Origin of the sequence: Helicobacter apodemus, from assembly GCF_000765745.2 — a bacterium.
Lineage (GTDB): Bacteria > Campylobacterota > Campylobacteria > Campylobacterales > Helicobacteraceae > Helicobacter_D > Helicobacter_D apodemus.
On the sequence record NZ_JRPC02000018.1, the window covers coordinates 15301 to 40014 of the forward strand.

Here is a 24714-nt window from a genome sequence, read left to right on the forward strand (position 1 = left end):
AAATTCAAAAAGGGTGATTTGTCTTTACAAATTACCAATAAGCCCTCTAATCCTAATTTGAATCTTTTAGTCAATTTGCTAAATGAAGCTATGAAGAGTTGGTCTTTTTTACTCTTAGAAGTTAATCAAATTTTGCAAAGATATTCCCATAATGATTTTAGAGAAAGAATTAAAGCAGATGGATATGAAAAACAAGCTTGTGCGTTAATTGATGGGATTAATTATTTAGGTGATGAAATGGTAAATATTTTAAAAACCCAAGAGACTATGAGTTTAAACTTAGAGGGTAGCTCTAATAAACAAAATGAAGAAATGGTGAATTTATCAAATGCTATTTCTCAGCAGCATTCCTCACTTGAGGAATCCGCTACTGCTATTGAAGAAATCTCTAGCTCTATGCAAAATGTTAGTGATAAGACAGGAGAGGTTACAAGACAAGCAGAGGATATTAAAAATATCGTAAGTGTGATTAAAGATATTGCCGATCAAACTAATCTCTTAGCATTAAATGCAGCTATTGAAGCAGCAAGAGCAGGAGAACATGGAAGAGGCTTTGCAGTTGTTGCAGATGAAGTTAGAAAATTAGCAGAGAGAACAGGAAAGTCTTTAAATGAGATTGAAGCTAATGTTAATGTCTTAGTGCAAGGTATTAATGATATGAGTGAATCTATTAAAGAACAAACAGAGGGTATTTCACAAATTAATGAAGCTATTAATCAATTAGAGGGTGTTACACAAAAAAGCGTTGAAGCGGTTAATAATTCCCAAGAAATTAGTTTAAGGGTTAATGAAATAGTGGGTGAAATAAAAATGGAGATTCAAAAGAAGCAGTATTAATAGGACTTAGTCCTATTAAAGATTATTGTCTCCTACCAAAGGTTATGCCATAAGTAGCATTTCTAAGATCAAATAGTGGGTCTTTTGGTGCTTCCACACCTGTTGGTAAATCCGCTGGAAAATAAACATCTTTATTACATTGCATTCCTTGGTATTGTTGAACTTTTAAAGTGCCCACTAAAGCTTCTTTGTGCTTTCCTTTCCAAAGAGCAGTTGGCGTATCTGTCGCATCTCCTTTGTTGGGATACACAAGATACATATCATATTCAATCGGTTTTGCTTGTGTATAGGTTTGGAAGTTTTCAGTTAAGAAATCTTTATTGGCATTTTTAAGCTCTTTTTCATCAAGGTATTTTATGCCATCTTTGGGGATAAATTTCCATTTAGCAGGAATGAGGTCTTTTTGCTTAGGTGTTTTAAACCAAAAAGTATGGTTGCTATAAAAAGGGGTGTTTTCAAGGCTAGAGATTCCTATTGTATTCATAAAATTTGCATAATTGCGAAACGAATCAACTTCTTGGGTAACTTTTTTAATTTTTTCTGTATCAACCTTGCCATTAACAGGTATTCTCATTTCAAGAAATTGCACAAATTCTTCAGGATTTTTTGCAAAGAGAATTTCAGAATTTGTCATTACCAAAGTCCATTGTTCTTTATCCCCTTGAAGTCTTATTGCCATACCTCTAGTTTTGCTCTTATCATCCATAGACGCACCGCCTAAGGAATAACGAACTTCAACAGGAATAGATCTTTGTTTAAGTAATGGAATATCAACTGCATTAGTAATATTTGCAGTAGGCTCAAAAGTTCCACTCGCACAGAATCCTTTTGTATGATTGATTTTTCTTTTAGGATCTTGTGGATCGCTATTGAGTTTGTAGAAAATATCCGCAATATAATTTGCATCATACATTTCTTTTTTTTCTTGAGCTAATGCTATGCTTCCTAATAAGCAACAGGCAAGTGCTAAACTTAAGTATTTTTTGTTTTTCATCGTTAAAATCCTTTTAGTGTAAATATTTAGGAGCCTTAATTATAATCTAGAATAGTTTAATGAACTTACAATTTTAGAGAATTCTTGAAGTTTGAATATTTGAATAAAAGATATGTAACATTTCGTATAATTCTATTTTAATGATTTTTGTTTTAAAATAATAATGTTTCTTAAAATTTAAATAAAAGGATATAGATAATGCAAAAAATTGGTTTATTTTATGGCAGTGATAGTGGAAATACTGAAAATATCGCTAAGAAAATTGCTGATACATTAGGAGATGTAGATCTTTTTGATGTTGCAAAAACAGAGAAGGCAAAACTTTTAGAATATAAAAATCTTATTTTAGCAACTCCAACTTATGGTAGTGGAGATATGCAAGGGGATTGGGAAGAGTTTTTAGAGACTTTAAGCCCAGAGGATTTTAATGGAAAGGTTATAGCATTAGTGGGTTTAGGCGACCAAGATACTTATGCAGATAGTTTTTGTGATGGATTATTACCTATTTATGAAGTCGCTAATAAACAAGGAAAGATTATTGGATTTACCAAAACAGAGGGTTATGAATATGAAGAAACAAAGACAATCGTTGATGGACAATTTATAGGCTTAATGCTTGATGAGGATAATCAAGAAGAGTTAAGCGAGAAAAGGATTGAGGAATGGATAGGAAATATTAAAGGGCAATTTGAATAATTAAAAGGTTTGATACCCTAATAGGATACATTTATCAAAATAGGGCAACACACATATTGCTTTAATCTCTCCTTGTATTCCAATATCCTCTAGGGTTTCATAGTATTTAATGTCAAATTGTAAATAGCTTCCTAATTGCGTGGCAATTCCAATCCCGCTTTGCTCATTAAAAGTGATAAAGCGAGAAATTTTAGTAAATACAAGCACTAAAGAACCATAAAGTTGTTCTTTTTGCTCTGTATTCATTAAATGATAAGATTCATAACTTAATAATTTTCTACCTCTAAAGCGGATGTAATTTTTTTCTAAGCTTTGAATATGGACTTGTTGGTAAAAAGTTTCAAAATCCATAGCATAAGCCCTATGAATCCCAAAATATAAGAATAAAAATAATTTAAAGGGTTTCAATAGTGGTTTTAAAGCTTTCAAAATAATACTTATTTGCTTGTTGTAAGGGCAGAGAAATATCGCCTATTTTTAGTTTATCTCCTCCAGTATGGGCTATTTTTGTTAAGCAAAAATTAGAATTTGTTGTTAAATCCATAAGGGATTTTAAAGTAATTTCTTCTTTTTGAGTATTTATGGCGATTAAGACTTGTGTCGGGGATTCTGCAAAAAGATTTTGAAAGCTTAAAGGTTGAATACTCTCACACCCTACTTGTCCTCTTATGCAAGCTTTAGCTAGGGAGAGGGCAAGACCTCCTTGATAAATATCAATCGCAGCTTTTAATAGTCCTTTATCGTTAGCCTTTAAAAGAATATCCCATAGGAGTAATTCATCTTGTAGATTAATAGGCGCAATAGGGGCTTTGATGCTATTGCCAAAGTGTTTAGCTACAAGGCTTCCACCAAATTGTGGATTGCAAGATTTAGGTTTTAGATGATAGATGCTAAGATTAGCAGAGAATTTACTACTAAGCGTCTTTAAAGGATTATCAATAACACCAACACCAACTATTGTAGGTGTAGGATAAATATCTTGTTGGTTAGTTTGGTTATAGAGGCTAACATTTCCACTTACAACGGGGGTATTGAGTATTTTGCAAGATTCTTTAATGCCTTCACAAGTTTCTTTAAATTGCCACATAACTTCTGGATTTTCTGGGTTTCCAAAGTTAAGACAATCAGTGATTGCTAAGGCTCTACCGCCCCTTAGGGCAATATCCCTTCCTGCCTTTGCTACAGCTTGTTTTGCACCCTCTTTAGGGTTAAGGTAGCAGATTCTAATAGGGCAGATGGCACTCATTGCTAAAGCTTTGTTATTTTCTTTTACCCTAATAACACTTGCTCCACCACTCCCAGCTTTGGTAATAGTATTGGTTTGCACGGTGCTATCATATTGCTCATATACCCACGCTTTATCACAAATATCAGGGTTTTTTAAAAGTTTTTGAAAGATTTCATTAGGGTTTAAAGCTTGGAATATTTCTTCTTTAAGCGGTGGCAGAGAATCTAAATAAGTAGGGTTTTGACTTACTGCACGCTTTAGAATAGGTGCTTCCTCGCTTAAAGGAGCAATAGGAATCTCCGCACATTTTGTACCCTCCCAATAAAGCTCCATTTTGCCACTATTAGTAACCTCCCCAATAATTGCACAATCAAGCTCCCATTTGTTAAAGATTTCTATAATATTTGCCTCACAACCCTTCTTGGCACAAATAAGCATTCGCTCTTGGGATTCACTAAGCATTAATTCATAGGGATTCATTTTTTCTTCTCGCGTAGGCACTTTATCTAAATGTAGTATCATTCCGCTTCCACTGCGTCCTGCCATTTCAAAACTAGAGCTTGTAAGCCCTGCAGCCCCCATATCTTGTATCCCTACAATCAAGTCTTTTTTAAATAATTCTAAACAAGCCTCTAAAAGGAGCTTTTCTGTAAATGGGTCACCTATTTGCACAGTAGGACGCAAAGATTTAGAATCCTCACTAAAAGAATCACTACTCATAACAGCACCTCCTAAGCCATCTCGTCCGGTTTTGCTCCCTACATAAATAACAGGATTTCCAATTCCCTCAGCCCTCCCATAAAAAATTTCATCATTTTTGATAATCCCTAAAGTAAAGGCATTAACTAAGATATTACCCTCATAGCAAGATTCAAAGCTCATCTCCCCCCCAATGGTTGGAACTCCCATACAATTACCATATCCTCCTATACCACTTACAACTCCGCGTAAAAGGTAGCGGTGTTTAGAGCCTGTGGAATTGTTTTGGGTAATATCGCCAAAGCGAATGGCATTAAGACTTGCTACAGGTTTAGCTCCCATAGTAAAAATATCACGCATAATCCCTCCAACTCCTGTAGCAGCTCCGGCATAAGGCTCAATGAAACTTGGGTGATTATGGGATTCTATTTTAAACACCGCCCCATATCCTCCACCAATATCAATAATCCCTGCATTCTCTCCTGGTCCTTGAAGCACCCATTTTGCATCACTTGGGAATCCCTTAAGATAAATTTTGCTTGATTTATAGCTACAATGCTCACTCCACATAGCAGAAAAAATCCCAATTTCAATAAGATTTGGCTCCCTTTGTAGAATATGCAAAATCTTTTGGTAGTCCTCTAAAGTAAGTTTGTGTTGTTTTAAAACCGATTCTAGATTTTCCATTTATTACCTTGAAGTTTAATTGTGTAGTTTTTACTAATCTCTAAAGAATATAAATACTAAAGTTTAACAAAGAAGTGATAAAGTAGAGATAAACTAAGAATGAGATAAATATTTTTTAAGTAGAATTATTTTGCTAAATCAAGATTATCTTTAATAGGAGAAAATTATAATGCAATACATCAAGTTTTTTAGGGAGTTAAACAATAAAGATGTCCATATTGTGGGCGGTAAAAATGCAAGTATTGGTGAGATGTTTCAAGAGCTTGTTCCTATGGGTATTAAAGTCCCTAATGGATTTGCCATTACTAGTGAAGCATATTGGTATTTGCTAGATAATGCTGGGATTAGAGATAAAATTAAAGAACTCCTTGATGGGATTGATGTAACAGAAATTGATGTTTTAAATGTCCGCTCCAAAAAGATACGTGATATGATTTTTGGGACTCCCTTGCCTACAGACTTGCGGGAGGAGATTTTAGAGGCTTATAGGATTTTAAGTCAAGAATATGGAATGGAGGAAGCCGATGTAGCCGTTAGAAGCTCTGCTACTGCAGAGGATTTACCTGATGCTTCTTTTGCTGGGCAGCAAGATACTTATTTGAGTGTTCAAGGACAAAGTGAGCTTATTCATTATATTAAATCTTGTATGGCTTCACTTTTTACTGATAGAGCAGTAAGTTATAGGGCTTCAAGAGGATTTGACCATTTTAAAGTAGCTTTATCTGTTGGGGTTCAAAAAATGGTTCGCTCTGATAAGGCAAGCTCGGGAGTAATGTTTAGTATTGATACAGAAACAGGCTTTAAAGATGCTGTATTAATTACCTCTTCTTGGGGGCTAGGTGAAAATGTGGTAGGAGGGAGTGTTAATCCTGATGAATTTTATGTTTTTAAACCTGCTTTAGAATTAGGAAAACGTCCTATTTTGAAGCGTCAATTAGGGCATAAAAATATAAAAATGGTGTATGCAGCCCCTGGTGCTAAACATCCTACCAAAAATATTGATACTACAGAAGAGGAATTAAAAAGTTTTTCTATTAATGATGATGAGGTCTTAACTTTAGCACGTTATGCAGTTTTAATTGAGAAACATTATTCTAAAGAAGCGGGTGAATATCGTCCTATGGATATGGAATGGGCAAAAGATGGAAATAGTGGAGAAATTTTTATTGTCCAAGCACGTCCAGAAACAGTGCAAAGTCAAAAAATGAAAAAAAGTAATAATACTTTAGAAAAATATTATTTTGTAGATTCTAAAGAAAAGCCTGTTTTAATTAGGGGTAAAGCTGTTGGTGCAAGGATTGGGAGCGGAAAGATTAGGGTAATTAATGATATTGTGCATATGGGAGAATTACAAGTTGGCGAAATTTTAGTAACGGATAATACAGATCCTGATTGGGAACCAGCGATGAAAAAAGCTGCTGCAGTCATTACTAATCGTGGGGGTAGAACTTGCCACGCTGCCATTGTAGCAAGAGAAATTGGTGTTCCTGCTATTGTAGGTGCAGTAGGTGCTACAGAAACCTTAGAAACGGGGATGGAAGTAACGGTTTCTTGTGCAGAGGGAGAGGATGGGTTAGTCTATGATGGAATCTTTGAGTATGAAGTTGAAAGGGTAGATTTAAGCTCATTAGAACAACCCAAAACAAAAATCTATATTAATGTAGGAAATCCGGAAAAATCTTTTGCGTTTTCGATGATACCTAATAATGGTGTAGGATTAGCTAGGATGGAATTTATTATTAATAATTATATTAAAGCTCATCCTTTAGCGCTTATTGATTTACATAGTGGTAATCAAGAATTTGATGGAACAGAGGGTGTGAGGGATATTATGTCTGGTTATGCAAATCCTAAGGACTTTTTTATTAAAAAAATCGCAGAGGGTGTGGGTATGATTGCAGCAGCTTTTTACCCAAAACCAGTTATTGTAAGGACTAGTGATTTTAAATCTAATGAATACCGCAGAATGGTAGGTGGTAAAAATTACGAGCCACAAGAAGAAAATCCTATGATTGGTTATAGGGGGGCTAGTCGGTATTATTCTAAGGAATATATCCACGCCTTTGAATTAGAATGTCAAGGTTTAGCAATGGCTAGGAATGAAATGGGATTTACGAATATGAAAATTATGATTCCTTTCTTAAGAACACCTGAAGAGGGAAAACGCGTTTTAGAGATTATGCGTAAAAATGGGCTTGTGCAAGGAGAGAATGGATTAGAGATTTATGTAATGTGTGAATTGCCTGTAAATGTGATTTTAGCTGATGAGTTTTTGCAGCTCTTTGATGGATTTTCTATAGGTTCTAATGACCTAACACAGCTTATTTTAGGTGTAGATAGAGATGGTGAGTTAGTAAGCCATATTTTTGATGAACGCAATCCTGCTCTTTTAAAAATGTTTAAACTAGCCATAGATGCGTGTAAGAAATATAATAAATATTGTGGCATCTGTGGGCAAGCACCTAGTGATTATCCAGAAATTGCAGAATTTTTGGTAGAAAATGGTATTTCTTCAATTTCTTTGAATCCTGATTCTGTGATTGAAACTTGGGATAGAATTGTAAAGTTAGAGAAAAAATTAGGGATTTCATAGGGGTAAATGTGAGACTTGCAGTATTTGATTTTGATTCTACTTTAATGGATGGGGAGACCATTGATCTTTTAGCAAAGGCTTATGGTAAAGAAGAAGAGGTAAGTAAAATTACCAAAGAAGCTATGAATGGAGAGTTAGACTTTTACCAAAGTTTAAAAAGGAGGGTGGAGACCTTAGCAGGAATGCCTTTACCTCTTGTAGAGGAGACTTGCAACAATCTTCCTTATTTTCCTGGTGCTGAGGAGTTAATGCTTGCCCTAAAAGCCAAAAATTATAAGGTGGTAGTTTTTAGTGGTGGATTTGATGAAGGGGTTAGTGCGGGCAAGAAAGTATTGGGTTATGATATGCATTTTAGTAATACTTTGCACCATAAAAATGGAGTTTTAACCGGAGAAGTTGGAGGGGAGATGATGTTTAGCTACTCTAAAGGGAGAATGCTTAAAAAAGTGCAGAATCTCTTAAGTATCGGTGAAGAGGATACTATTGTAATGGGGGATGGTGCTAATGATATTTCAATGTTCCCTTATGCTAAGAAAACAATTTCTTTTTGTGGTAAAGATATTGTTAAGAAGTTTGCAAATATTATTGTAGATAAGAAAGATTTAAGAGAGATTATCGCGTATATTTAAGGAGTTTATAATGTCTGAAAATATTTCCTTTTCGCTTTGGTGTGATTTTATTGAAAGGGAGTTTTTAGAAAATCAGTTTCAAACATTAGTGCAAAGTAAGGTGATTCAAGGTGCTACCAGTAATCCCGTGATTTTTCAACAAGCATTCGCTAATGCAAGTTATCAAAAACAAAAGGAATATTTCAAAGGAAAAGAGCCAAAAGAGATTTATGAAAATTTAGCTATTGAAGATATAAAAAGGGCTGCAGAAATTTTACTCCCTATTTATGAGGATAATCCTAATGATGGCTATATTAGTTTTGAGATTGATCCTAACTTATGCGATAACGCTAAAGGAAGCATTGATGAGGGAGTTAGGCTTTTTAAGAGTATTGGTTATCCTAATGTAATGATTAAAATTCCAGCAACTAAAGCAGGAATTGTTGCTATGGAGGAATTAATTTTACAAGGTATTCCTGTAAATGCAACCTTAGTTTTTTCCAAAGAACAAGCTATTGAGTGTATGGAATCTTTTAAAAAGGCTTATGGTATTTTAAAAGAAAGCAATAAAATGGAATTAAAAGAATATCCACGAGCAGTGCTTAGTATTTTTGTCTCCAGATTTGATAGAAAATGTGATGAAGTTTTTAAAAATAAAGAAATTCCAACGGGAACTTTAGGGATTAAAAATGCGCAGCAGCTTTATAAGATTGTTAAAGATTATTCTTTGCCTGTTAGACCGCTTTTTGCTAGCACGGGGGTTAAAGGTGGAGAATTAGAGCCTAGTTATTATATTAAAGAGCTTTATCACCCTTATGCGATTAATACTGCTCCTTTAACTGCTTTAGAATCTTTTATAGAGTTAAATGTAGTTGATAGTGCTTATTTGCCTAGTGATGAAGAATTAGAGGATTATTTTAAAATGCTTAAAGAAGCAGGGATTGATGTAGAAAAAGTTGCAAGAGAATTACTACAAGAGGGATTACAGGGCTTTAAAGAAGCATTTGGAAAAATTTTAGAGAGCTTAAATTAAATAAACTTTTAAAAAAAAAATGCCATAATTTTAACCTTTAATTTTATGAATGAAGGATTTAAATGTTAAGTGGAATAATTAGAGAGAGTATTTCTAAAGCAGATGTAAAAGCTTTACGAAAAAATGGTTATCTAATTGCCAATATTTATGGGAAAGGCAGAGAAAATATTCATTGTGCGTTTAAACGCAATGATTTTATACGCGAAGTTCGCAATAAAACAGATTTAATTTTTAAAATTCAAGTTGGCTCTAAGGAATATCCTGTTGTAATTCAAGAATACCAAAAAGATCCTATTACTAGTGATATTATCCATGTGGATTTAATGTTAGCCCAAGAAGGAATTGAGGCTAAATATTCTGTTAAGGTAAAGATTGTAGGCACTGCAAAGGGATTAAAAAATAAAGGAGTTTTAATGCTTTCTAAAAAACGTATTAAGGTAAAAGCTGCTCCTGAAAATCTCCCTAAAAACTATGAAATTGATGTAACAAATCTTGATGTAGGGGATGTTATTCTTATAAGGGATTTACCACAAAATAATGGAGTAAAAATTGTGGAGAGGAATGATGTAGCCATTGTAGGTGTTATCAAATCGCGTTAAATGTTTTTAATTGCTGGTTTGGGGAATCCCGGAGACAAATACAAGAATAATCGCCATAATATAGGGTTTATGGTGATAGATGACCTCATTGCTTCTTTAGAAGCGACCAAACAATCTAATAAAGACTTTTATGGTGAGCTTTATAAGTCTCACCAAATATTATTATTAAAACCCACTACTTTTATGAATGCCTCTGGAGAATGTCTTTTGAGAGTAAAAAATTATTACAAAATAGAAAATGTTTTAGTAATACACGATGATTTGGATTTAGCATTTGGTGTAATTAGATTCAAATTTGGTGGCGGAAGTGGTGGGCATAATGGGCTAAAATCTATTGATAGTATGTGTGGAAATGGATATTATAGGATTCGCTATGGTATTGGGAAGCCACAAAATAAGCAAGAGGTTGTTAAATGGGTGTTAGAGGACTTTAATGAATATGAAATGCAGTTAAATGAGGCTTTGATTAAGCATTGTTCAAAGGTTGCACTAGAAATTACAAAATTAGATAATCCTGCGTTACTTGCCCCCAAAATCTCTTGTTTTTATACGATTAATTGCTCTAAGCAAACCCTAAAAGATTTTGTTCAATGAGTTTATTTTATCGCTATATTAGTTTTTCTTATATGCGGTATTTTTTAATACTTTTTATTGCCTTAGAGTGTTTTTTTGTTTTTATTGATTTAATAAAATTTGTCGATGAATTTCCTAATTCTGCTAATTTGATAGTTTTGCTTATTGCTTATGATTTTATTTATGCAAGCGGTTTTATTTTGCCCTTAGCACTCATATTAGCACAAATTGTTTTAATCAATGCTATGTTGAGAAATTCTCAATGGACTGCATTTTTAGCACTTGGATATTCAAGATTTAATATTTTTGCACCTATCTTTTTTATAAGTTTTGTTATAATCTTTGCCTTTATTGGTTTGAACGCTACACCTTTTGCTTATGCTAAAGAAAAAATAGAATTGATTATAGAGAGAGGCTATGTAGGGAGCTATAAAAGTAATGTATTATTGAAATATCAGCAGTATTATATTTATTTTGAAAAGATTTTTCCCTTATTACAAAGTGCAGAGGGGGTAAGGGTTTATGAGTTTAATCCGCAAACTTTATTAATTGATAAAGTGATTCAATCTCAAAGAGCTATTTTTACTGGTGAGGAGTGGAAATTAGAAAATGTCAAGATTACGACTTTACCAAAAGATTTAAAACTAGGTCAAACTCCAATAGTCGTTGAATATCAAGAAAGTTATACGATTTTAGAGGATTTTAAGCCCAAAATTTTGGATAATATTTATGAAAGGCAGGGGAATATTTCTTTAATAGATGCTTATGAAGCAATACAGCTTTTAGCTCAACAAGGTATTAATACCCAAAAACTTAGAGCCTCTTTTTATGCCTTGCTTTTGTTTCCTCTTTTTGCACCTTTAATGATGATTGTCTTATCAAGATTTACTCCTGATTATAATCGTTATATCCATTTGGGTATGATGACTTTTGGAATGATACTTAGTCTTTTGTTATTATGGGGGATATTTTTTATCCTTTCAAGATTAGCCATTAGCGGGTTTTTATTGCCAGAAATTGGAATTTTATTCCCTTTTGTGATGTTTATAGTGGTGGGTGGTTGGATATTTTTAAGATTGTTAAAAGGATAGAAATGACTGCTTTATTAAGCGTGAGTGATAAAACTAATATAATTTTTTTTGCAAGGGAGCTAATAGCAATAGGGTATGAGATTATATCTACAGGTGGAACTTTGAAAACCTTGCAAGAAGAAGGGATAGAGGCTATAGAAGTGAGTAGTTATACGCAAAGCCAAGAGATGTTTGGTGGGAGAGTTAAGACCCTTCATCCTAGAATCGCTGGTGGGATTTTGTATCGGAGGCAAAATAGTGAAGATGTTAAAATCGCTAAAGAATATGGGATAAGGGATATTAATCTTGTCTGTGTTAATCTCTATCCTTTTAAACAGACTATACAAAGAACTGATGATTTTGAAGAGATTATAGAAAATATTGATATTGGTGGTCCTACCTTGCTTAGAGCAGCTGCTAAGAATTTTCAATCCGTATTGGTAGTTAGTAACCCTAGTGATTATGATTTTATTATTGAAGCCTTAAAGAGCCATCAAAATACTTTAGTCTTGCGTCAAAAAATGATGATAAAGGCTTATGAACATACCGCAAGTTATGATGTAATGATTGCTAATTATATGAATAAAACTTTTAAAGAGGGATTTGGCGATATGCATTTTTTAGCCGGAAAGCTTGTGGGTAAAACCCGCTATGGTGAGAATCCTCATCAAAAAGGAGCATATTATGAATGGGAGGATTTTTATTCTAAAAACTTTAAAACCTTAAAAGGAGAATTAAGTTTTAATAATCTTACAGATATTAATAGTGCTGTAAAGATCGCTTCAAATTTTGGAGAAAGTAAAGCGGTATGTATTGTAAAACACGGTAATCCTTGTGGATTTGCTATAAGTGATACTTTATTAGATTCTTATAGGCAAGCTTTAAGATGTGATAATATTTCTGCTTATGGCGGTGTTGTTGCTGTTAATGGGGAAGTGGATTTAGCTTTAGCCCAAGAAATGGGAAAAATATTCTTTGAAGTTTTGGTTGCCCCAAGTATTACTAAGGAAGCTTTAGAATTTTTAATGCCTAAGAAGAAGCTAAAGATTTTTCTTTGTGGGGAGGGGTATTTAAAACTTCCTAAAGATGCTAAAAATTTTAAACATATTGAAGGGGGATTTCTTTTGCAAGAGAGTGATGAAGTATTAAGCGATGAAGTGAAAAACGCACAATGTATGAGTATTAAAAAAGCCACTAATACACAAATGCAAGACTTAGGAATTGCCTATAAAATCGCTGCACTTGTAAAGTCTAATTGTGTAGTTTATGTGAAAAATCGTGCTATGGTAGCTATTGGGATGGGTATGACAAGCCGTGTTGATGCGGCAAAAGCTGCTATTATTAAAGCTAAAGAAATGGGGATAGATTTACAAGGTTGTGTTTTAGCTTCTGAAGCCTTTTTTCCTTTTAAAGATAGCATACAAGAGGCTTATAAAGCAGGTGTTAGTGCCGTAATTGAACCTGGTGGAAGTGTTAGAGATGAGGAAGTTATAGCTTGTGCTAATGAGAATAATATGGCACTTTATTTTAGCCATAAAAGGCATTTTCTACATTAGGAGATTATTGGGATGTTAGGTTTGGATTGGGGTTTTATGGAAAATGCAATTCCACTTTTTACTAAGGCTTTATGGCTTACTTTGCATTTATCTTTTTGGGGTGTGATATTTTCTATTATTGTTGGGTTTTTTGTAGCTATTATTACTTATTATAAGGTTAGAGGTTTTTGTATGGTAGTTAAAGCTTATGTGGAGCTATCTCGCAATACCCCTTTGCTTATTCAATTATTTTTCCTGTATTATGGGTTGCCACAAATTGGTTGGAAGCTTGATAGCTATATTTGTGCTTTAATAGGTGTAGTGTTTCTAGGTGGGAGTTATATGGCAGAATCCTTTCGTGCCGGATTAGAATCTGTAGGCAAGATTCAACTAGAGAGTGCTAGGAGTTTGGGCTTAAATGAAATGCAACTTATTTTTTATATTGTATTGCCCCAAAGTCTTATGGTAAGTCTTCCTTATATTGGTGCTAATGCAATTTTTTTGCTAAAAGAAACTTCTGTGGTAAGTGCTATTGCTTTAGCCGATGTTTTCTATGTAACTAAAGATTTATTAGGGAGTTATTATAAAAGTAGCGAAACTTTATTATTGTTAGTTTTTTGTTATTTGGTTATCTTATTGCCATTATCTCTTTTATTTTATGTCTTAGAAAAGCATTATAAAAGGATTATAAATTAAATGGAGATGTTTTTAGATTGGCAAATAATAAAAAGAATCTTAGAGGGTGTAGGGGTTACCTTTTTGATTGCTTTTATTTCCATCTTTTTTTCTTGTGTTTTTGGGTTTGTTTTGGGTTATTTGATGACTTTGCCCTCTAGGGTTTTGAGCTTTTTGTGTCGTTTTTATTTAGAAAGTATTCGTATTATCCCCATCCTTGCTTGGCTTTTTATTGTTTATTTTGGGTTTTCTTTTCTTTTTAACTTAAGTGCTATAGAGGCTTGTATTATTGTTTTTAGTCTTTGGGGTATTGCAGAGATGGGGGATTTGGTGCGTGGAGCTATATCAAGCCTTCCTAAACACCAAAGTGAAAGCGGTAGAGCTTTAGGATTAAGTGAGATACAAATCCAAATTTTTATTATTGTTCCACAAGCTCTAAAAAGGCTTTTGCCTCCTCTAGTTAATCTTTTTACGCGGATGATTAAAACGACTCCATTAGCTGCTTTAATTGGGGTGAGTGATATGCTAAAAGTTGGGCAACAGATTATTGAAGTGAATATTATTGATTATCCCCAGGCAAGTTTTTGGGTTTATGGTGGGATTTTCTTGTTGTATTTTCTACTTTGTTATCCTTTGTCTTTTGTTAGTCGTATTTTAGAAAGAAAATTTGCATAAGGGGGGAGAATGGCTCATCATTTAAGTAATGAAGTTTTATTAAACATTGAGAATTTAACCAAAAAATTTGGCGAGACTTTGATTTTAGATAATATTTCTTTAGAAATAAAAAAGGGTGAAGTATGTGCGATTTTGGGTCCAAGTGGTTGTGGAAAAAGCACATTTTTGCGTTGTATTAATGGATTAGAAAATATAAATGGGGGAAAGATTTATTTTAAAGGAGAGGACATTACCTTAGTAGAATGGAGAAAAATTAGAGAAAAAATAGGTATGGTTTTTCAAAATTATGAGCTTTTTCCGCATTTAAATGTATTAGAAAATGTTATTTTAGCTCCCCTTAAGGTGCAAAAAAGGAGAAAAGAAACGGTGGTCTCTGAAGCATTGAAACTTTTAAAACGCGTTGGTTTAGAACAAAAACGAGACTTTTATCCGCGGACATTAAGTGGAGGACAAAAGCAAAGGGTGGCTATTGTTCGCTCTTTATGTATGAATCCTGAAATAATGCTTTTTGATGAAGTAACAGCATCTTTAGATCCTGAAATGGTCAAAGAAGTTTTAGAGGTGATTAGAGAGTTAGCAAAAGAGGGTATGACGATGATTTTAGTAACCCACGAGATGAAATTTGCTCAAAATGTTGCGGATAGGATTGTTTTCTTTGATAAGGGAAAGATAGAAGAAATAGCTTCGCCTAAGGAGTTTTTTACTAATCCAAAGAGTGAGAGAGTTAAGAGATTTTTAAATATTTTTGAATTTTGATAAGAAAAAATATAGAAGTAAGTGTATTTTTTGAATATAATTAGGGTGTAAGGAATCTAATACTTAAAGGAATAAATATGAAAAAAATAATTTTGCTTGTTAGTTTAATATTGGGTTTTTACCTCATAGGTTGCACTAATCAAGGAGAGAATACTTTAGAGGCACTTAGAAAGAAAGATGTTATTACCATTGGGGTTTTTAGCGATAAGCCTCCTTTTGGGTTTATTAATAAAAAGGGACAAAATGATGGCTTTGATGTTTTGATTGCTAAACAAATTGCTAAAGATTTGTTAGGGGATGAATCTAAAGTTAAATTTGAATTAGTTGAGGCTGCTAGTCGTGTAGAATTTCTAAAAAGCGGAAAAATCGATATTATTATGGCAAACTTCACAAAAACAAAAGAAAGAGAAGAAGTGGTTGATTTTGCTACTCCTTATATGAAAGTAGCTTTAGGCGTGGTATCTTTAGGAGGTGCTATTACTTCTATTGAGGATTTAAGAGGTAAAAAACTTATTGTGAATCAAGGAACAACTGCGGACTTTTATTTTAGTAAAAATCATCCTGAAATTGAGCTTTTAAAATTTGACCAAAACACAGAAGCTTTTTTGGCATTAAAAAATGCTAGAGGTGATGCTTTAGCTCACGATAACTTATTAGTATTTGCGTGGACTAAAGAAAATCCTGAATTTGTAGTAGGGATTGAAAAGCTAGGTGAAGAGGATGTTATCGCTCCTGCAGTAAGAAAGGGTGATAAAGAATTATTGCAATGGTTGAATAAAGAAATAGAAACCTTAAATACTAATGGTTTTATGAAAGAAGCTTATGAAAAAATTTTAGCCCCCATTTATGGAAGCGATAAAATAGATTCTGTGCTTTTTGTAAAATAAAATAAGCATTTTCTCTTTCTACTTTATGTAGAAAGAGTTATTTAATTGTATTTATAACAATGCAAATAATAAACTATTAGAAAGCTCCATATTGGAGTAATTGCTTTAAGTGATTATTCTTAAAATTATTTTAATACAAGGTGATATAAGAATTTTTCAATAATTGGAGAATAAATTGTTGCAGGAAATTACTAAATCTCATAATATTTTTGTATCCATTATGTAACATATTAAAAAGTATTCTAATGGTTATACCTATTGATACACAAAAAAACAATTAATGTGGGATAAGACAACTATAGTCTATTTTAGATATAAACTTTATGATATTATCATTTAAGCGATATTTGGGATATGTTAATAATAAAGAAGTTTTAGCGGGTTTATCTAGGTTTATAGCTTATTTTACTTTTGCAAAGATGATTTAAAAAGCAATTTTGGCATTGTGGATTTAGGGATTTACAGGTATACCTACCAAAGAGAACCATAGCTTGATGGAGTGTGCTAAGATTATCCTTAAAGGCTTTTGTTAAATCTTCTTCTGTTTGTAAAGGTGTATTGGCTTTGCTTAATCCTAAACGATGAGAAACCCTAAAAACATGAGTATCTACAGCTATAAAATTAGCCTCTTTAGATTCAATTAAAACAACATTTGCAGTTTTTTGTCCAACACCCGATAAGCTTTTTAATGCTTCCCTATCTAAGGGTATTTCACCTTGAAAATTTTGATAAACTTCCTCTGCCATTGCTTTAAGATTTTTGGCTTTATTGTTGAAAAATGAACAAGTTTTAATAAGTTCTTTTATTTCTTCTATATTAGCGTCTTTAAGTGAGAGAATATCGGGATATTTTTTAAAAAGTGCTGGAGTGATAAGATTGACGCGTTTATCTGTGCATTGAGCAGAGAGCATTACAGCAATGAGTAGCTCATAGTCATTGGTATAGTTTAATTCTGTTTTAGCGTTTTTATAATGTTGTAAAAAAAGTGATTTTATTTCTTGGGTTTGTTTTTTGGTGGCTTTTTGCATAAATTTCCTTTATTTGATGGATTCATCTTTTGTTTTATTAAAAATTTCAAAAGGCGAAGAAATAACACGTTTTAAGACATTAAAAGGAGAGAGAAGAATATCTTGCGTAACTTGGGTTTGGATAATAGGGTTTTCTGAAGTCCCTTGTATTTTAAAATTTGTATAAATTTTGCCTTCTTTGCCTAGCAAGATGTAATTTACAAGCGGAATTTTGTTGATAATGTTGCTTAAAGATTTTACGGTAATAAGTTGTGCATAAAAATCAAGATTATTATTTTTTAAAGAAAGAATGCCTTTTCCTTTAATATCAATAGAGCTGCCATTGAGTTCAAGGGCTTGTATAGCAAGAAATTCCTCATTAAGACCAAATTGAATAGTTCCATTTTTTACATAATACCCATCTTGATTAAACCCTGGGTTTTTAAGGCTTAATAATGCAGGAATAGTATCAATAAAAGCCATAAGGTTTTGGAGAATATTTAATTCATTGATGGCAGTATTAGATAACTTTATCTCACCTATTAATATTCCTTGAGAATTTGTGTTGGCATTTAAGAAAAATCTTCCTTGATGAAAAGTATTTTTTTTGATAAAAGTATTAACAAATTCATCCCCAAATTCTCTAGCATCAATGGTATAAAAATCATTTTTTTTATACAAATCTGCCACGCCATTTTTATACCTCAAGACCCCCTTTATTTCATCATCTACTATTGAAAATGAAAAATAATCACCTAAGAGTAGCTTATCTTTAAAAAGGATATTAGAGTTTTCTCCTTCAATAATTAATGGAATATCATTAAGGATATGATTAGAAAAATGTGTAGGGTCAATAAATAGAGCAATATTTTTAAGATTAAGATTTTTAGACTGCTTGGAGCTATGGAATTTAAAGGTATTATCAATGTTTTGAATCGTAAAACTTGTTGGATGATAATCTAAAAGTAAATGCAAAGAATTCCAAGGTTTATTGGTAGTTTTATCAAGTAAGAAAGGTTGGTTAGATTGGATTTTTAAATCCCCCTTGAAAGATTCAAAGTCTTGTGTGGAGATTTTAACTTTCCCACCTTGTAAATAATAATTCTGCAAAAATTTAGAAAAAGGGAGGAAGAAAACAATATCTTGAAAGTTAAAACTATAAGAATCGCTAAGTATGGCTTCAAAAGATAATGTTGGGAGCGAAAGAATAGTTTTATCTTTTTGCTTAAAATCTACATTAAAGGGGAGTTTTTGATTTTGTATAAACAATAATTCTGGTAATTTGTCAGATAATAAAAGAAAGTCAATTGTTAAATCTCCGCTTAAGTTTTTGCTATCTGTGTTGATAATAAAGTTTGTATCAGTTTTTAAAAGATTTTCATATTGGGTGTTTTTTGTTTCTATATAAATAAGTTCATTATCAAGCTTGACTTGAATATCTTCAGAGGTTAAAGGCATAGCATTGATTAGAGTTTTTGCATTTTTGGCAGTAAAGAAGCCTTTTGTTTCTATATAATGTGTGATTAAGTCAATCCCTAAATAAAGATTGCTTTTGATTTTTGTCTCGGGTAGGGCAATAGGTAGAGAGATATTATAAGTTTGTAAAAGGCTTAAAATAGTTGAATCTAAAATGGTATCTGTGGCAATATTAATTTGTAAAAAAGGATTTGTTGTGGGGTTTTTTAAGACAACTTGGCTACCATTTAGGGAGTGATTTTGGTAGTTAGGATTGCTAGGGTAGAATTCTAAAGCGTTGTTTTTAAAGATAATTTGAAGATTTTTGGCGTGAATGGGTGGGAGGTTAGGATGAAAAGTGATATGTGTATTGTTTGCTTCTAAGGAGACATAAAGATTTTTAAGCGAATCTTCTAAAAGATTTTTACTTTTCAAAGGAATGCTAACTAAAAAGTCGTGAATCTTTATATCGGTAGCAGAATAGTTATCAAATATCCAAGCATCTACAAGCGGATTTTGTATTTTAGGGAGAATAGGGCGTAAAAATTTAATATTTTCAAAAGTGGTGCTAGAGCCAGTAAGTAAGAGGTTATTTAAAGTGCCATTGATTTGTAAATGAACGCTTGCTAGAGTGCTGTAGTTTTGGGACTCTAAGAAATCTAATTTTCCCACAAGACTTAAAGATTGCCTCCTTAAATTATATTTCCCACTTCCTTGATAGTAGATATTATAAGGCTTTAAATAGAGATCTTGAATTTCAATAAGGATTTTAGAAGATTCTTCATTAAGATTAAGTTTTACATAAACTTCAGGAAGGTTAATCGTAAAATTATTTCCGTCGTAGAATAAATTTGCTTGATAATCTTTAAAAAGTATTGTTTCAATACTAATTTCTTGAAAGTATTGTAAGATTAAATGAATATTTTTTGCATATTGGATTTGTTGTTTAATATCAAAAGTTTTATGATTTGTAGAATCCATACTCGTTAGATTAAGGGTTTGGAGTTGCACAATTAATTTTTTATCTAACTTTAGATACAATCCCTCAAGCTTTACTCCAGCAATTTCAAATTGATGAATTCTTATTCCATTATAAAGAAAGGCATAGAGTGTTATGAGTATCCCAATAAAAAATGTAAAAAACAAAATTTTTTTTAATGTTCTTATTGATAGTTTTTTCATTTTACTAATTGTCTTGTGTTTTTATTTGCAAATTCCAATGAGTTCTAGCAAAGTGGTTTATATTCCACAAGGAGGAACAAATGAAATTATAGCATATTTAAGAAAAAATAATTTTGACTTAATAAAAGTTGATACATATATTTTACGATTCTTAGGACATATTCAAAGTGGTTGGTTAGATATTGGTAGGACACAATTAACTAAAGGGGAATTTTTATATTTAATAACAAAATCAAAGGCAGTTTTAGAGGATATTACGCTTATTCCCGGAGAGACTTTGTATTTTTTTATCAAAGATTTAACACTTCAATTAGGGCTTGATGAAGAAAAGTTGCATTTAGCCTATAAAGAATATGCACCTTATATTGATGGGGTTATTTTAGCAAATACTTATAAGATACCAAAGGGCATTAGCGAAAAACACTTAATGTATTATCTTGTTAATACTTCTTTAAAAGAGCATCAAAAATGGGCAATAAGATTTCTAGGTGAATATGATGAGAAACAATGGTTTAGATATATAACACTTGCTTCTATTATCCAAAAAGAATCCGCTAACAATGAAGAAATGTCTTTGGTCTCCGCAGTTATCCATAATCGTTTAAGGTTGAAAATGCGTTTGCAGATGGATGGCACATTAAACTATGGTAAATATTCTCATACAAAAGTTACTCCTGAAATGATACGAAATGATACAACCTTTTATAATACTTATCGCTATGATGGGATTCCACAAGCGCCTGTTGGAAGTGTGAGTTTTAAAGCAATTCAAGCTGCTATATTTCCTGCAAATGTCGATTATCTCTATTTTGTAAGAAATAAAAGTGGTGTGCATTCTTTTTCTAAGAGTTATCAAGAACATTTGCAACATTTTTCAAAATAACAAAAAAATTTAAATAATAAGATTTATTTAAGGTAAAATGATTGACAATACTAATACATAAAGTTAAATAAATCTTTGCTTTTTACAAAAAATTGCAAAATTTGTTTTGTCTTCTTAAGGATATATAAATTTATGGAACGAGTTAAAAAGGTCGGAATTATAGGTGCAGGTCATGTGGGTTCTACTTTAGCCTTTATTTTATCTGCCACAACCCCCTATGAAATTGTTTTGCAAGATAAGGATAAAGACAGGGCTAGAGGTATGCTTTTAGATATGTTTCAAGCTTCTTGCATAGGTGTCAATTTTACAAAATTAGGAGTCATTGCCTCCCCTAAGGATTTGCAAGGTTGTGATGTTATTGTAATAACAGCAGGTTCTCCAAGATTACCCGGAATGAGTAGGAGTGATTTGTTATTTGCTAATGCTAAAGTTGTTAGTGAGATTTCAAATCATATTAAAGAGAATGCACCAGAAGCCATTGTTGTGCTTGTAACAAACCCTCTTGATGCTATGGTTTATACCGCCTTAAGAGAAACAGGATTTAATCCAAGACAGATTTTAGGTATGGCTGGTGTGTTAGATAGTGCTAGAATGGCAAGTTTTATTTTTGATAAGATTCGTTGTGCTCAAGGACAAATTGTGGCTCCTGTTATGGGAGGACATGGTGATGATATGGTTCCCCTTCCTAGATTTTCTACAGTTAATGGTGTGCCACTTAGTGAATTGCTTAGTCAAGAAGAAATTGATGAAATTATTGAGAGGACTAAAAATGCAGGAGCTGAGATTGTATCTTGCTTAAAAAATGGTTCTGCTTATTTTGCACCTGCAAAAGCTACAGCAGAAGTGGTGCGAGCTATTATGAGTGATAGCCATAAAATTTTGCCTTGTGCTACCCTTTTGCAAGGGGAATATGGTTATACTAATGTAGTAGCTGGTGTGCCTGTAGAACTTGGTATTAATGGAGTTGAAAAGATTGTAGAGTTAAAACTTAATGAAGTAGAAAAAAAGCAATTTGATAAATCTATACAATCTGTTTTAATTCTCATTAATGAATTAAATAAAAATTATTTTTGAATCTATTTTTGAGGAGGCACATAATTTAAAAATATCGGCTTGAAAATGGATTTTGGTTTTTAAATATTATAATTTAAGGAGTTACGAAATGGGATTATTAAAGGCACCGGAAAATACTCCGGTTTGGGTTAATGAAAGTCGTTGTAAAGCTTGTGATTTATGTGTATCAGTATGTCCTAGTGGAACTTTGGGTATGCAATTAGACGAACATAAAGTTTTGGGAAAAATTGTTAAGGTTATTCATCCTGAAAGTTGTATTGGTTGTATGGATTGTGAGTTGCATTGTCCGGATTTTGCGATTGCTGTTGCGGATAAAAAAGAATTTAAATTCGCAAAACTAACAGAAGATTCTAAGCAAAGAGCAGAGGCAATTAGAGCTAATGGTTTTATGGTTCTATAAGGAGTAATAAGTGAGTAGAGAAATAATTTCAAGTGGAAATGAATTAGTGGCACACGCAGCCATTGATGTAGGCTGTAAATTTTTTGGTGGTTATCCTATTACACCCTCTAGTGAAGTAGCACACGAAATGAGTGTATTATTGCCAAGAGAAAATGGGAGTTTTATCCAAATGGAGGATGAAATTGGTGGGATTTCTGTAGCACTTGGAGCAGCAATGAGCGGTGTAAAATCAATGACTGCTACTTCAGGTCCTGGAATTTCCTTGAAATCCGAGCAAATCGGATTAAGTTTTATGGCAGAAATACCTTTAGTGATTGTTAATGTAATGCGTGGAGGACCATCAACAGGATTGCCAACGCGTGTAGCACAAGGTGATATTGCCCAAGCAGCTCATCCATCACATGGTGATTTTCAATCTATTGCCTTATGTCCGGGTAGTTTAGAAGAGGCATATACAGAAACAGTGCGTGCTTTTAATTTAGCAGAAAAGTTTATGACTCCAGTATTTTTATTGCTTGATGAAACCTTGGGGCATATGCACGGTAAAGCTACAGTGCCAGATTTAGCAGAGATTCAAAAAAGTATTATAAATCGTCGTATTTTTAATGGAGACAAGAACGATTATAAGCCTTATGGGGTTAAACAAGATGAATCTGCTATTTTAAATCCTTTTTTTCAAGGATATCGCTATCATATTACAGGATTGCACCACGGACCTACCGGGTTTCCTACTGAAGATGCCGTGCTTTCACAAAACTTAATTGATAGGCTTTTTAATAAAATTCTTGGCAAAAGGAATGAGGTTGTAGCTTATGAGGAATATAAGCTAGAGAATGCTGAAATTTTATTAATCGCCTATGGTTCTACTTCAAGAAGTGCTAAGGAGGCGGTAGATAGATTGCGTGAAAGTGGTATCAAAATAGGGCTTTTTAGACCTATTACAATTTGGCCTTCGCCTAAAGAGGAGCTAGAGAAGCTTGGCAAAAGATTTAATAAAATCCTTGTAGCAGAGTTAAATAAAGGACAATTTTTAGTAGAAGTTGAACATATTATGAAAAAGGAAGTAGGCTTTTTAGGTAAGGCAAATGGACGCCCACTATCCCCAACAGAAATAATTAATAAGGTAAAGGAGTTATAAAATGGCATTTAATTATGATGAATATTTAAGAGTGGATAAAATGCCGACACTTTGGTGTTGGGGTTGTGGTGATGGCATTATTTTAAAGGCTGTTGTGCGGGCTATTGATAAGCTTGGTTGGAATATGGATGATGTTTGCTTGGTAAGCGGAATTGGCTGTAGCGGTCGTATTTCTTCTTATGTAAATTGCAATACCGTGCATACCACACACGGCAGAACCTTAGCTTATGCCACAGGGATTAAATTAGCAAATCCTAGCAAAAAGGTCATTGTTGTAGGGGGTGATGGTGATGGTTTAGCTATTGGCGGAAACCATACTATTCACGCTTGTAGGAGAAATATTGATATTAATTATGTTTTGATTAATAATTTTATTTATGGTTTGACAAATTCCCAAACTTCACCAACAACACCACAGGGAATGTGGACTGTAACTGCACAATATGGCAATATTGATCCTACTTTTGATGCTTGTAAATTAGCAGAAGCAGCTGGAGCAAGTTTCGTAGCTAGAGAGTCGGTTTTAGATCCTAAAAAAATGGAAAAGGTTTTAGTAGAGGGATTCCAGCACGAAGGGTTTAGCTTTATTGATATTTTTAGTAACTGCCATGTTAATTTAGGTAGAAAAAATAAAATGGGTGAAGCAGTTGATACGCTTAAGTGGATTGAAAACCTCATTGTTTCTAAGAAAAAATATGATGCTTTAGAAGAATCGGAAAAAAATCAAAAATATCCAACAGGAATTTTACACCATAACCCTGATGCAATAGAGTATTGTAAGGCTTATAAGCAAGTGCAAGAAAAGGCACAGGCTAAAAAGGGGGGTGCAAAATGAGAAGACAGCTTCGCTTTACAGGAGTTGGCGGGCAGGGAGTTTTGTTAGCAGGGGAAATATTAGCAGAAGCACAAATTAAAAATGGCGGATATGGTGTTAAAGCTGCTACTTATACCTCTCAAGTTCGTGGTGGTCCTACCAAAGTTGATATTTTGCTTGACGATGATGAGATTTTATACCCTTATGCGAATGAAGGCGAGGTAGAGTTTATGTTATCTACTGCCCAAGTAAGCTATGACCAATTTAAGGGGGGGTTAAAAGAGGGTGCAACGATTGTGATTGAGCCTAATTTAATAACACCCAGTGAGGAAGATAAGCAAAAGTTTAAAATTTATTCTATCCCTATTATTACAATAGCAAAAGAAGAGGTAGGTAATGTAGTTACCCAATCTGTGGTTGCTTTAGCTATTACTGTAACTTTGACAAAATGTGTAGAGAGAAATTTAGTCTATGAGACAATGATTAGTAAGGTCCCTGCTAAAGTTATTGAGCTTAATAAAAAGGCTTTTGAAATCGGCGAAAAATATGCCAATGAGGCTTTAAGTAAAGGCGCTTCCAAGTAGAACTAGCTTTAAAAGCTAGTTCTACCTAAACA

General features: G+C 33.0%; 24 protein-coding genes. 19 read left to right on the forward strand and 5 right to left on the reverse strand.

The window, feature by feature from the left end; translation table 11 throughout:
* Positions 1-396 precede the first annotated feature (396 nt).
* Entirely contained in the window at positions 397-837 is a 441-nt protein-coding gene (locus LS72_RS11710; protein ID WP_414458066.1) for a methyl-accepting chemotaxis protein, read from the forward strand.
* A gap of 22 nt (positions 838-859) precedes the next feature.
* Here the strand turns inward: LS72_RS11710 and LS72_RS07290 are convergent, their stop codons facing one another.
* The gene (locus LS72_RS07290; protein ID WP_034554113.1) at positions 860-1831 is read right to left on the reverse strand and encodes a catalase family peroxidase; all 972 of its coding nucleotides are present in this window, start codon (positions 1829-1831) and stop codon (positions 860-862) included.
* A 198-nt stretch (positions 1832-2029) separates the two neighbouring features.
* Between LS72_RS07290 and LS72_RS07295 the strand changes: the two genes are divergently transcribed.
* Positions 2030-2527: a flavodoxin gene (locus LS72_RS07295; RefSeq protein WP_034554112.1), complete on the forward strand. Its 498-nt coding sequence runs from the start codon at positions 2030-2032 to the stop codon at positions 2525-2527.
* Here LS72_RS07295 and LS72_RS07300 read toward each other — a convergent pair whose 3' ends face one another.
* Together LS72_RS07300 and purL are read right to left on the reverse strand one after the other, a co-directional pair.
* Positions 2528-2935: a hypothetical protein gene (locus LS72_RS07300; protein WP_238700763.1), complete on the reverse strand. Its 408-nt coding sequence runs from the start codon at positions 2933-2935 to the stop codon at positions 2528-2530.
* Complete coding sequence (gene purL, locus LS72_RS07305) at positions 2922-5141, reverse strand: phosphoribosylformylglycinamidine synthase subunit PurL (RefSeq protein WP_034554111.1); 2220 nt, start codon at positions 5139-5141, stop codon at positions 2922-2924. Before purL ends, LS72_RS07300 begins: the two co-directional genes overlap by 14 nt.
* 169 nt (positions 5142-5310) lie before the next feature.
* Between purL and ppsA the strand changes: the two genes are divergently transcribed.
* From ppsA to LS72_RS07360, 11 genes are all read left to right on the forward strand, one after another.
* Positions 5311-7734 (forward strand): pyruvate, water dikinase, encoded by a 2424-nt coding sequence (ppsA, locus tag LS72_RS07310; RefSeq protein ID WP_034554109.1) that lies wholly within the window; start codon positions 5311-5313, stop codon positions 7732-7734.
* An 8-nt stretch (positions 7735-7742) separates the two neighbouring features.
* On the forward strand, positions 7743-8363 hold the full coding sequence (serB, locus tag LS72_RS07315; protein WP_034554107.1) for a phosphoserine phosphatase SerB: 621 nt from the start codon (positions 7743-7745) through the stop codon (positions 8361-8363).
* Positions 8364-8373: 10 nt separating this feature from the next.
* On the forward strand, positions 8374-9375 hold the full coding sequence (locus LS72_RS07320; RefSeq protein WP_034554105.1) for a transaldolase: 1002 nt from the start codon (positions 8374-8376) through the stop codon (positions 9373-9375).
* A gap of 62 nt (positions 9376-9437) precedes the next feature.
* Complete coding sequence (locus LS72_RS07325) at positions 9438-9974, forward strand: 50S ribosomal protein L25/general stress protein Ctc (RefSeq protein WP_034554102.1); 537 nt, start codon at positions 9438-9440, stop codon at positions 9972-9974.
* On the forward strand, positions 9975-10568 hold the full coding sequence (gene pth, locus LS72_RS07330; RefSeq protein WP_034554100.1) for an aminoacyl-tRNA hydrolase: 594 nt from the start codon (positions 9975-9977) through the stop codon (positions 10566-10568).
* On the forward strand, positions 10565-11638 hold the full coding sequence (locus LS72_RS07335; protein ID WP_034554099.1) for an LptF/LptG family permease: 1074 nt from the start codon (positions 10565-10567) through the stop codon (positions 11636-11638). Before pth ends, LS72_RS07335 begins: the two co-directional genes overlap by 4 nt.
* 2 nt (positions 11639-11640) lie before the next feature.
* Positions 11641-13173: a bifunctional phosphoribosylaminoimidazolecarboxamide formyltransferase/IMP cyclohydrolase gene (gene purH, locus LS72_RS07340; protein WP_034554098.1), complete on the forward strand. Its 1533-nt coding sequence runs from the start codon at positions 11641-11643 to the stop codon at positions 13171-13173.
* 36 nt (positions 13174-13209) lie between these two features.
* A complete protein-coding gene (locus LS72_RS07345) occupies positions 13210-13848 on the forward strand; it encodes an amino acid ABC transporter permease (RefSeq protein ID WP_202978622.1) in 639 nt (212 codons plus the stop codon).
* On the forward strand, positions 13849-14502 hold the full coding sequence (locus LS72_RS07350; protein ID WP_138155234.1) for an amino acid ABC transporter permease: 654 nt from the start codon (positions 13849-13851) through the stop codon (positions 14500-14502).
* A 9-nt stretch (positions 14503-14511) separates the two neighbouring features.
* Entirely contained in the window at positions 14512-15258 is a 747-nt protein-coding gene (locus tag LS72_RS07355) for an amino acid ABC transporter ATP-binding protein (RefSeq protein ID WP_034555023.1), read from the forward strand.
* Positions 15259-15335: 77 nt separating this feature from the next.
* Positions 15336-16145 (forward strand): transporter substrate-binding domain-containing protein, encoded by an 810-nt coding sequence (locus tag LS72_RS07360; protein ID WP_034555022.1) that lies wholly within the window; start codon positions 15336-15338, stop codon positions 16143-16145.
* A 383-nt stretch (positions 16146-16528) separates the two neighbouring features.
* On the opposite strand, the gene nth is transcribed toward LS72_RS07360, so the two are convergent.
* Entirely contained in the window at positions 16529-17173 is a 645-nt protein-coding gene (nth, locus tag LS72_RS07365) for an endonuclease III (RefSeq protein ID WP_034555021.1), read from the reverse strand.
* 9 nt (positions 17174-17182) lie between these two features.
* Positions 17183-19789 (reverse strand): YhdP family protein, encoded by a 2607-nt coding sequence (locus LS72_RS07370; RefSeq protein ID WP_138155235.1) that lies wholly within the window; start codon positions 19787-19789, stop codon positions 17183-17185.
* Here LS72_RS07370 and mltG point away from each other — a divergent pair.
* From mltG to LS72_RS07400, 6 genes are all read left to right on the forward strand, one after another.
* Complete coding sequence (gene mltG / locus LS72_RS07375; protein ID WP_034554983.1) at positions 19722-20672, forward strand: endolytic transglycosylase MltG; 951 nt, start codon at positions 19722-19724, stop codon at positions 20670-20672. The genes LS72_RS07370 and mltG overlap by 68 nt on opposite strands.
* Before the next feature lie 132 nt (positions 20673-20804).
* Positions 20805-21746: a malate dehydrogenase gene (locus LS72_RS07380; protein WP_034554982.1), complete on the forward strand. Its 942-nt coding sequence runs from the start codon at positions 20805-20807 to the stop codon at positions 21744-21746.
* 88 nt (positions 21747-21834) lie between these two features.
* Entirely contained in the window at positions 21835-22146 is a 312-nt protein-coding gene (locus LS72_RS07385) for a 4Fe-4S binding protein (RefSeq protein WP_034554981.1), read from the forward strand.
* 10 nt (positions 22147-22156) lie between these two features.
* Entirely contained in the window at positions 22157-23284 is a 1128-nt protein-coding gene (locus LS72_RS07390; protein ID WP_138155236.1) for a 2-oxoglutarate synthase subunit alpha, read from the forward strand.
* A gap of 1 nt (position 23285) precedes the next feature.
* Complete coding sequence (locus LS72_RS07395) at positions 23286-24119, forward strand: 2-oxoglutarate ferredoxin oxidoreductase subunit beta (RefSeq protein ID WP_034554423.1); 834 nt, start codon at positions 23286-23288, stop codon at positions 24117-24119.
* Complete coding sequence (locus LS72_RS07400; protein WP_034554420.1) at positions 24116-24682, forward strand: 2-oxoacid:acceptor oxidoreductase family protein; 567 nt, start codon at positions 24116-24118, stop codon at positions 24680-24682. Before LS72_RS07395 ends, LS72_RS07400 begins: the two co-directional genes overlap by 4 nt.
* The last annotated feature ends 32 nt before the right edge of the window (positions 24683-24714 follow it).

Excerpts from the sequence above, each read along its gene's own strand:
- LS72_RS11710 (WP_414458066.1), top strand. The coding sequence starts at position 397 with ATGCAAAATGTTAGTGATAAGACAGGAGAGGTTACAAGACAAGCAGAG.
- LS72_RS07290 (WP_034554113.1), bottom strand. The coding sequence starts at position 1,831 with ATGAAAAACAAAAAATACTTAAGTTTAGCACTTGCCTGTTGCTTATTA.
- LS72_RS07295 (WP_034554112.1), top strand. The coding sequence starts at position 2,030 with ATGCAAAAAATTGGTTTATTTTATGGCAGTGATAGTGGAAATACTGAA.
- purL (WP_034554111.1), bottom strand. The coding sequence starts at position 5,141 with ATGGAAAATCTAGAATCGGTTTTAAAACAACACAAACTTACTTTAGAG.
- ppsA (WP_034554109.1), top strand. The coding sequence starts at position 5,311 with ATGCAATACATCAAGTTTTTTAGGGAGTTAAACAATAAAGATGTCCAT.
- LS72_RS07320 (WP_034554105.1), top strand. The coding sequence starts at position 8,374 with ATGTCTGAAAATATTTCCTTTTCGCTTTGGTGTGATTTTATTGAAAGG.
- LS72_RS07325 (WP_034554102.1), top strand. The coding sequence starts at position 9,438 with ATGTTAAGTGGAATAATTAGAGAGAGTATTTCTAAAGCAGATGTAAAA.
- pth (WP_034554100.1), top strand. The coding sequence starts at position 9,975 with ATGTTTTTAATTGCTGGTTTGGGGAATCCCGGAGACAAATACAAGAAT.
- LS72_RS07335 (WP_034554099.1), top strand. The coding sequence starts at position 10,565 with ATGAGTTTATTTTATCGCTATATTAGTTTTTCTTATATGCGGTATTTT.
- purH (WP_034554098.1), top strand. The coding sequence starts at position 11,641 with ATGACTGCTTTATTAAGCGTGAGTGATAAAACTAATATAATTTTTTTT.
- LS72_RS07345 (WP_202978622.1), top strand. The coding sequence starts at position 13,210 with ATGGAAAATGCAATTCCACTTTTTACTAAGGCTTTATGGCTTACTTTG.
- LS72_RS07350 (WP_138155234.1), top strand. The coding sequence starts at position 13,849 with ATGGAGATGTTTTTAGATTGGCAAATAATAAAAAGAATCTTAGAGGGT.
- LS72_RS07355 (WP_034555023.1), top strand. The coding sequence starts at position 14,512 with ATGGCTCATCATTTAAGTAATGAAGTTTTATTAAACATTGAGAATTTA.
- LS72_RS07360 (WP_034555022.1), top strand. The coding sequence starts at position 15,336 with ATGAAAAAAATAATTTTGCTTGTTAGTTTAATATTGGGTTTTTACCTC.
- nth (WP_034555021.1), bottom strand. The coding sequence starts at position 17,173 with ATGCAAAAAGCCACCAAAAAACAAACCCAAGAAATAAAATCACTTTTT.
- mltG (WP_034554983.1), top strand. The coding sequence starts at position 19,722 with ATGAGTATCCCAATAAAAAATGTAAAAAACAAAATTTTTTTTAATGTT.
- LS72_RS07370 (WP_138155235.1), bottom strand. The coding sequence starts at position 19,789 with ATGAAAAAACTATCAATAAGAACATTAAAAAAAATTTTGTTTTTTACA.
- LS72_RS07380 (WP_034554982.1), top strand. The coding sequence starts at position 20,805 with ATGGAACGAGTTAAAAAGGTCGGAATTATAGGTGCAGGTCATGTGGGT.
- LS72_RS07385 (WP_034554981.1), top strand. The coding sequence starts at position 21,835 with ATGGGATTATTAAAGGCACCGGAAAATACTCCGGTTTGGGTTAATGAA.
- LS72_RS07395 (WP_034554423.1), top strand. The coding sequence starts at position 23,286 with ATGGCATTTAATTATGATGAATATTTAAGAGTGGATAAAATGCCGACA.
- LS72_RS07400 (WP_034554420.1), top strand. The coding sequence starts at position 24,116 with ATGAGAAGACAGCTTCGCTTTACAGGAGTTGGCGGGCAGGGAGTTTTG.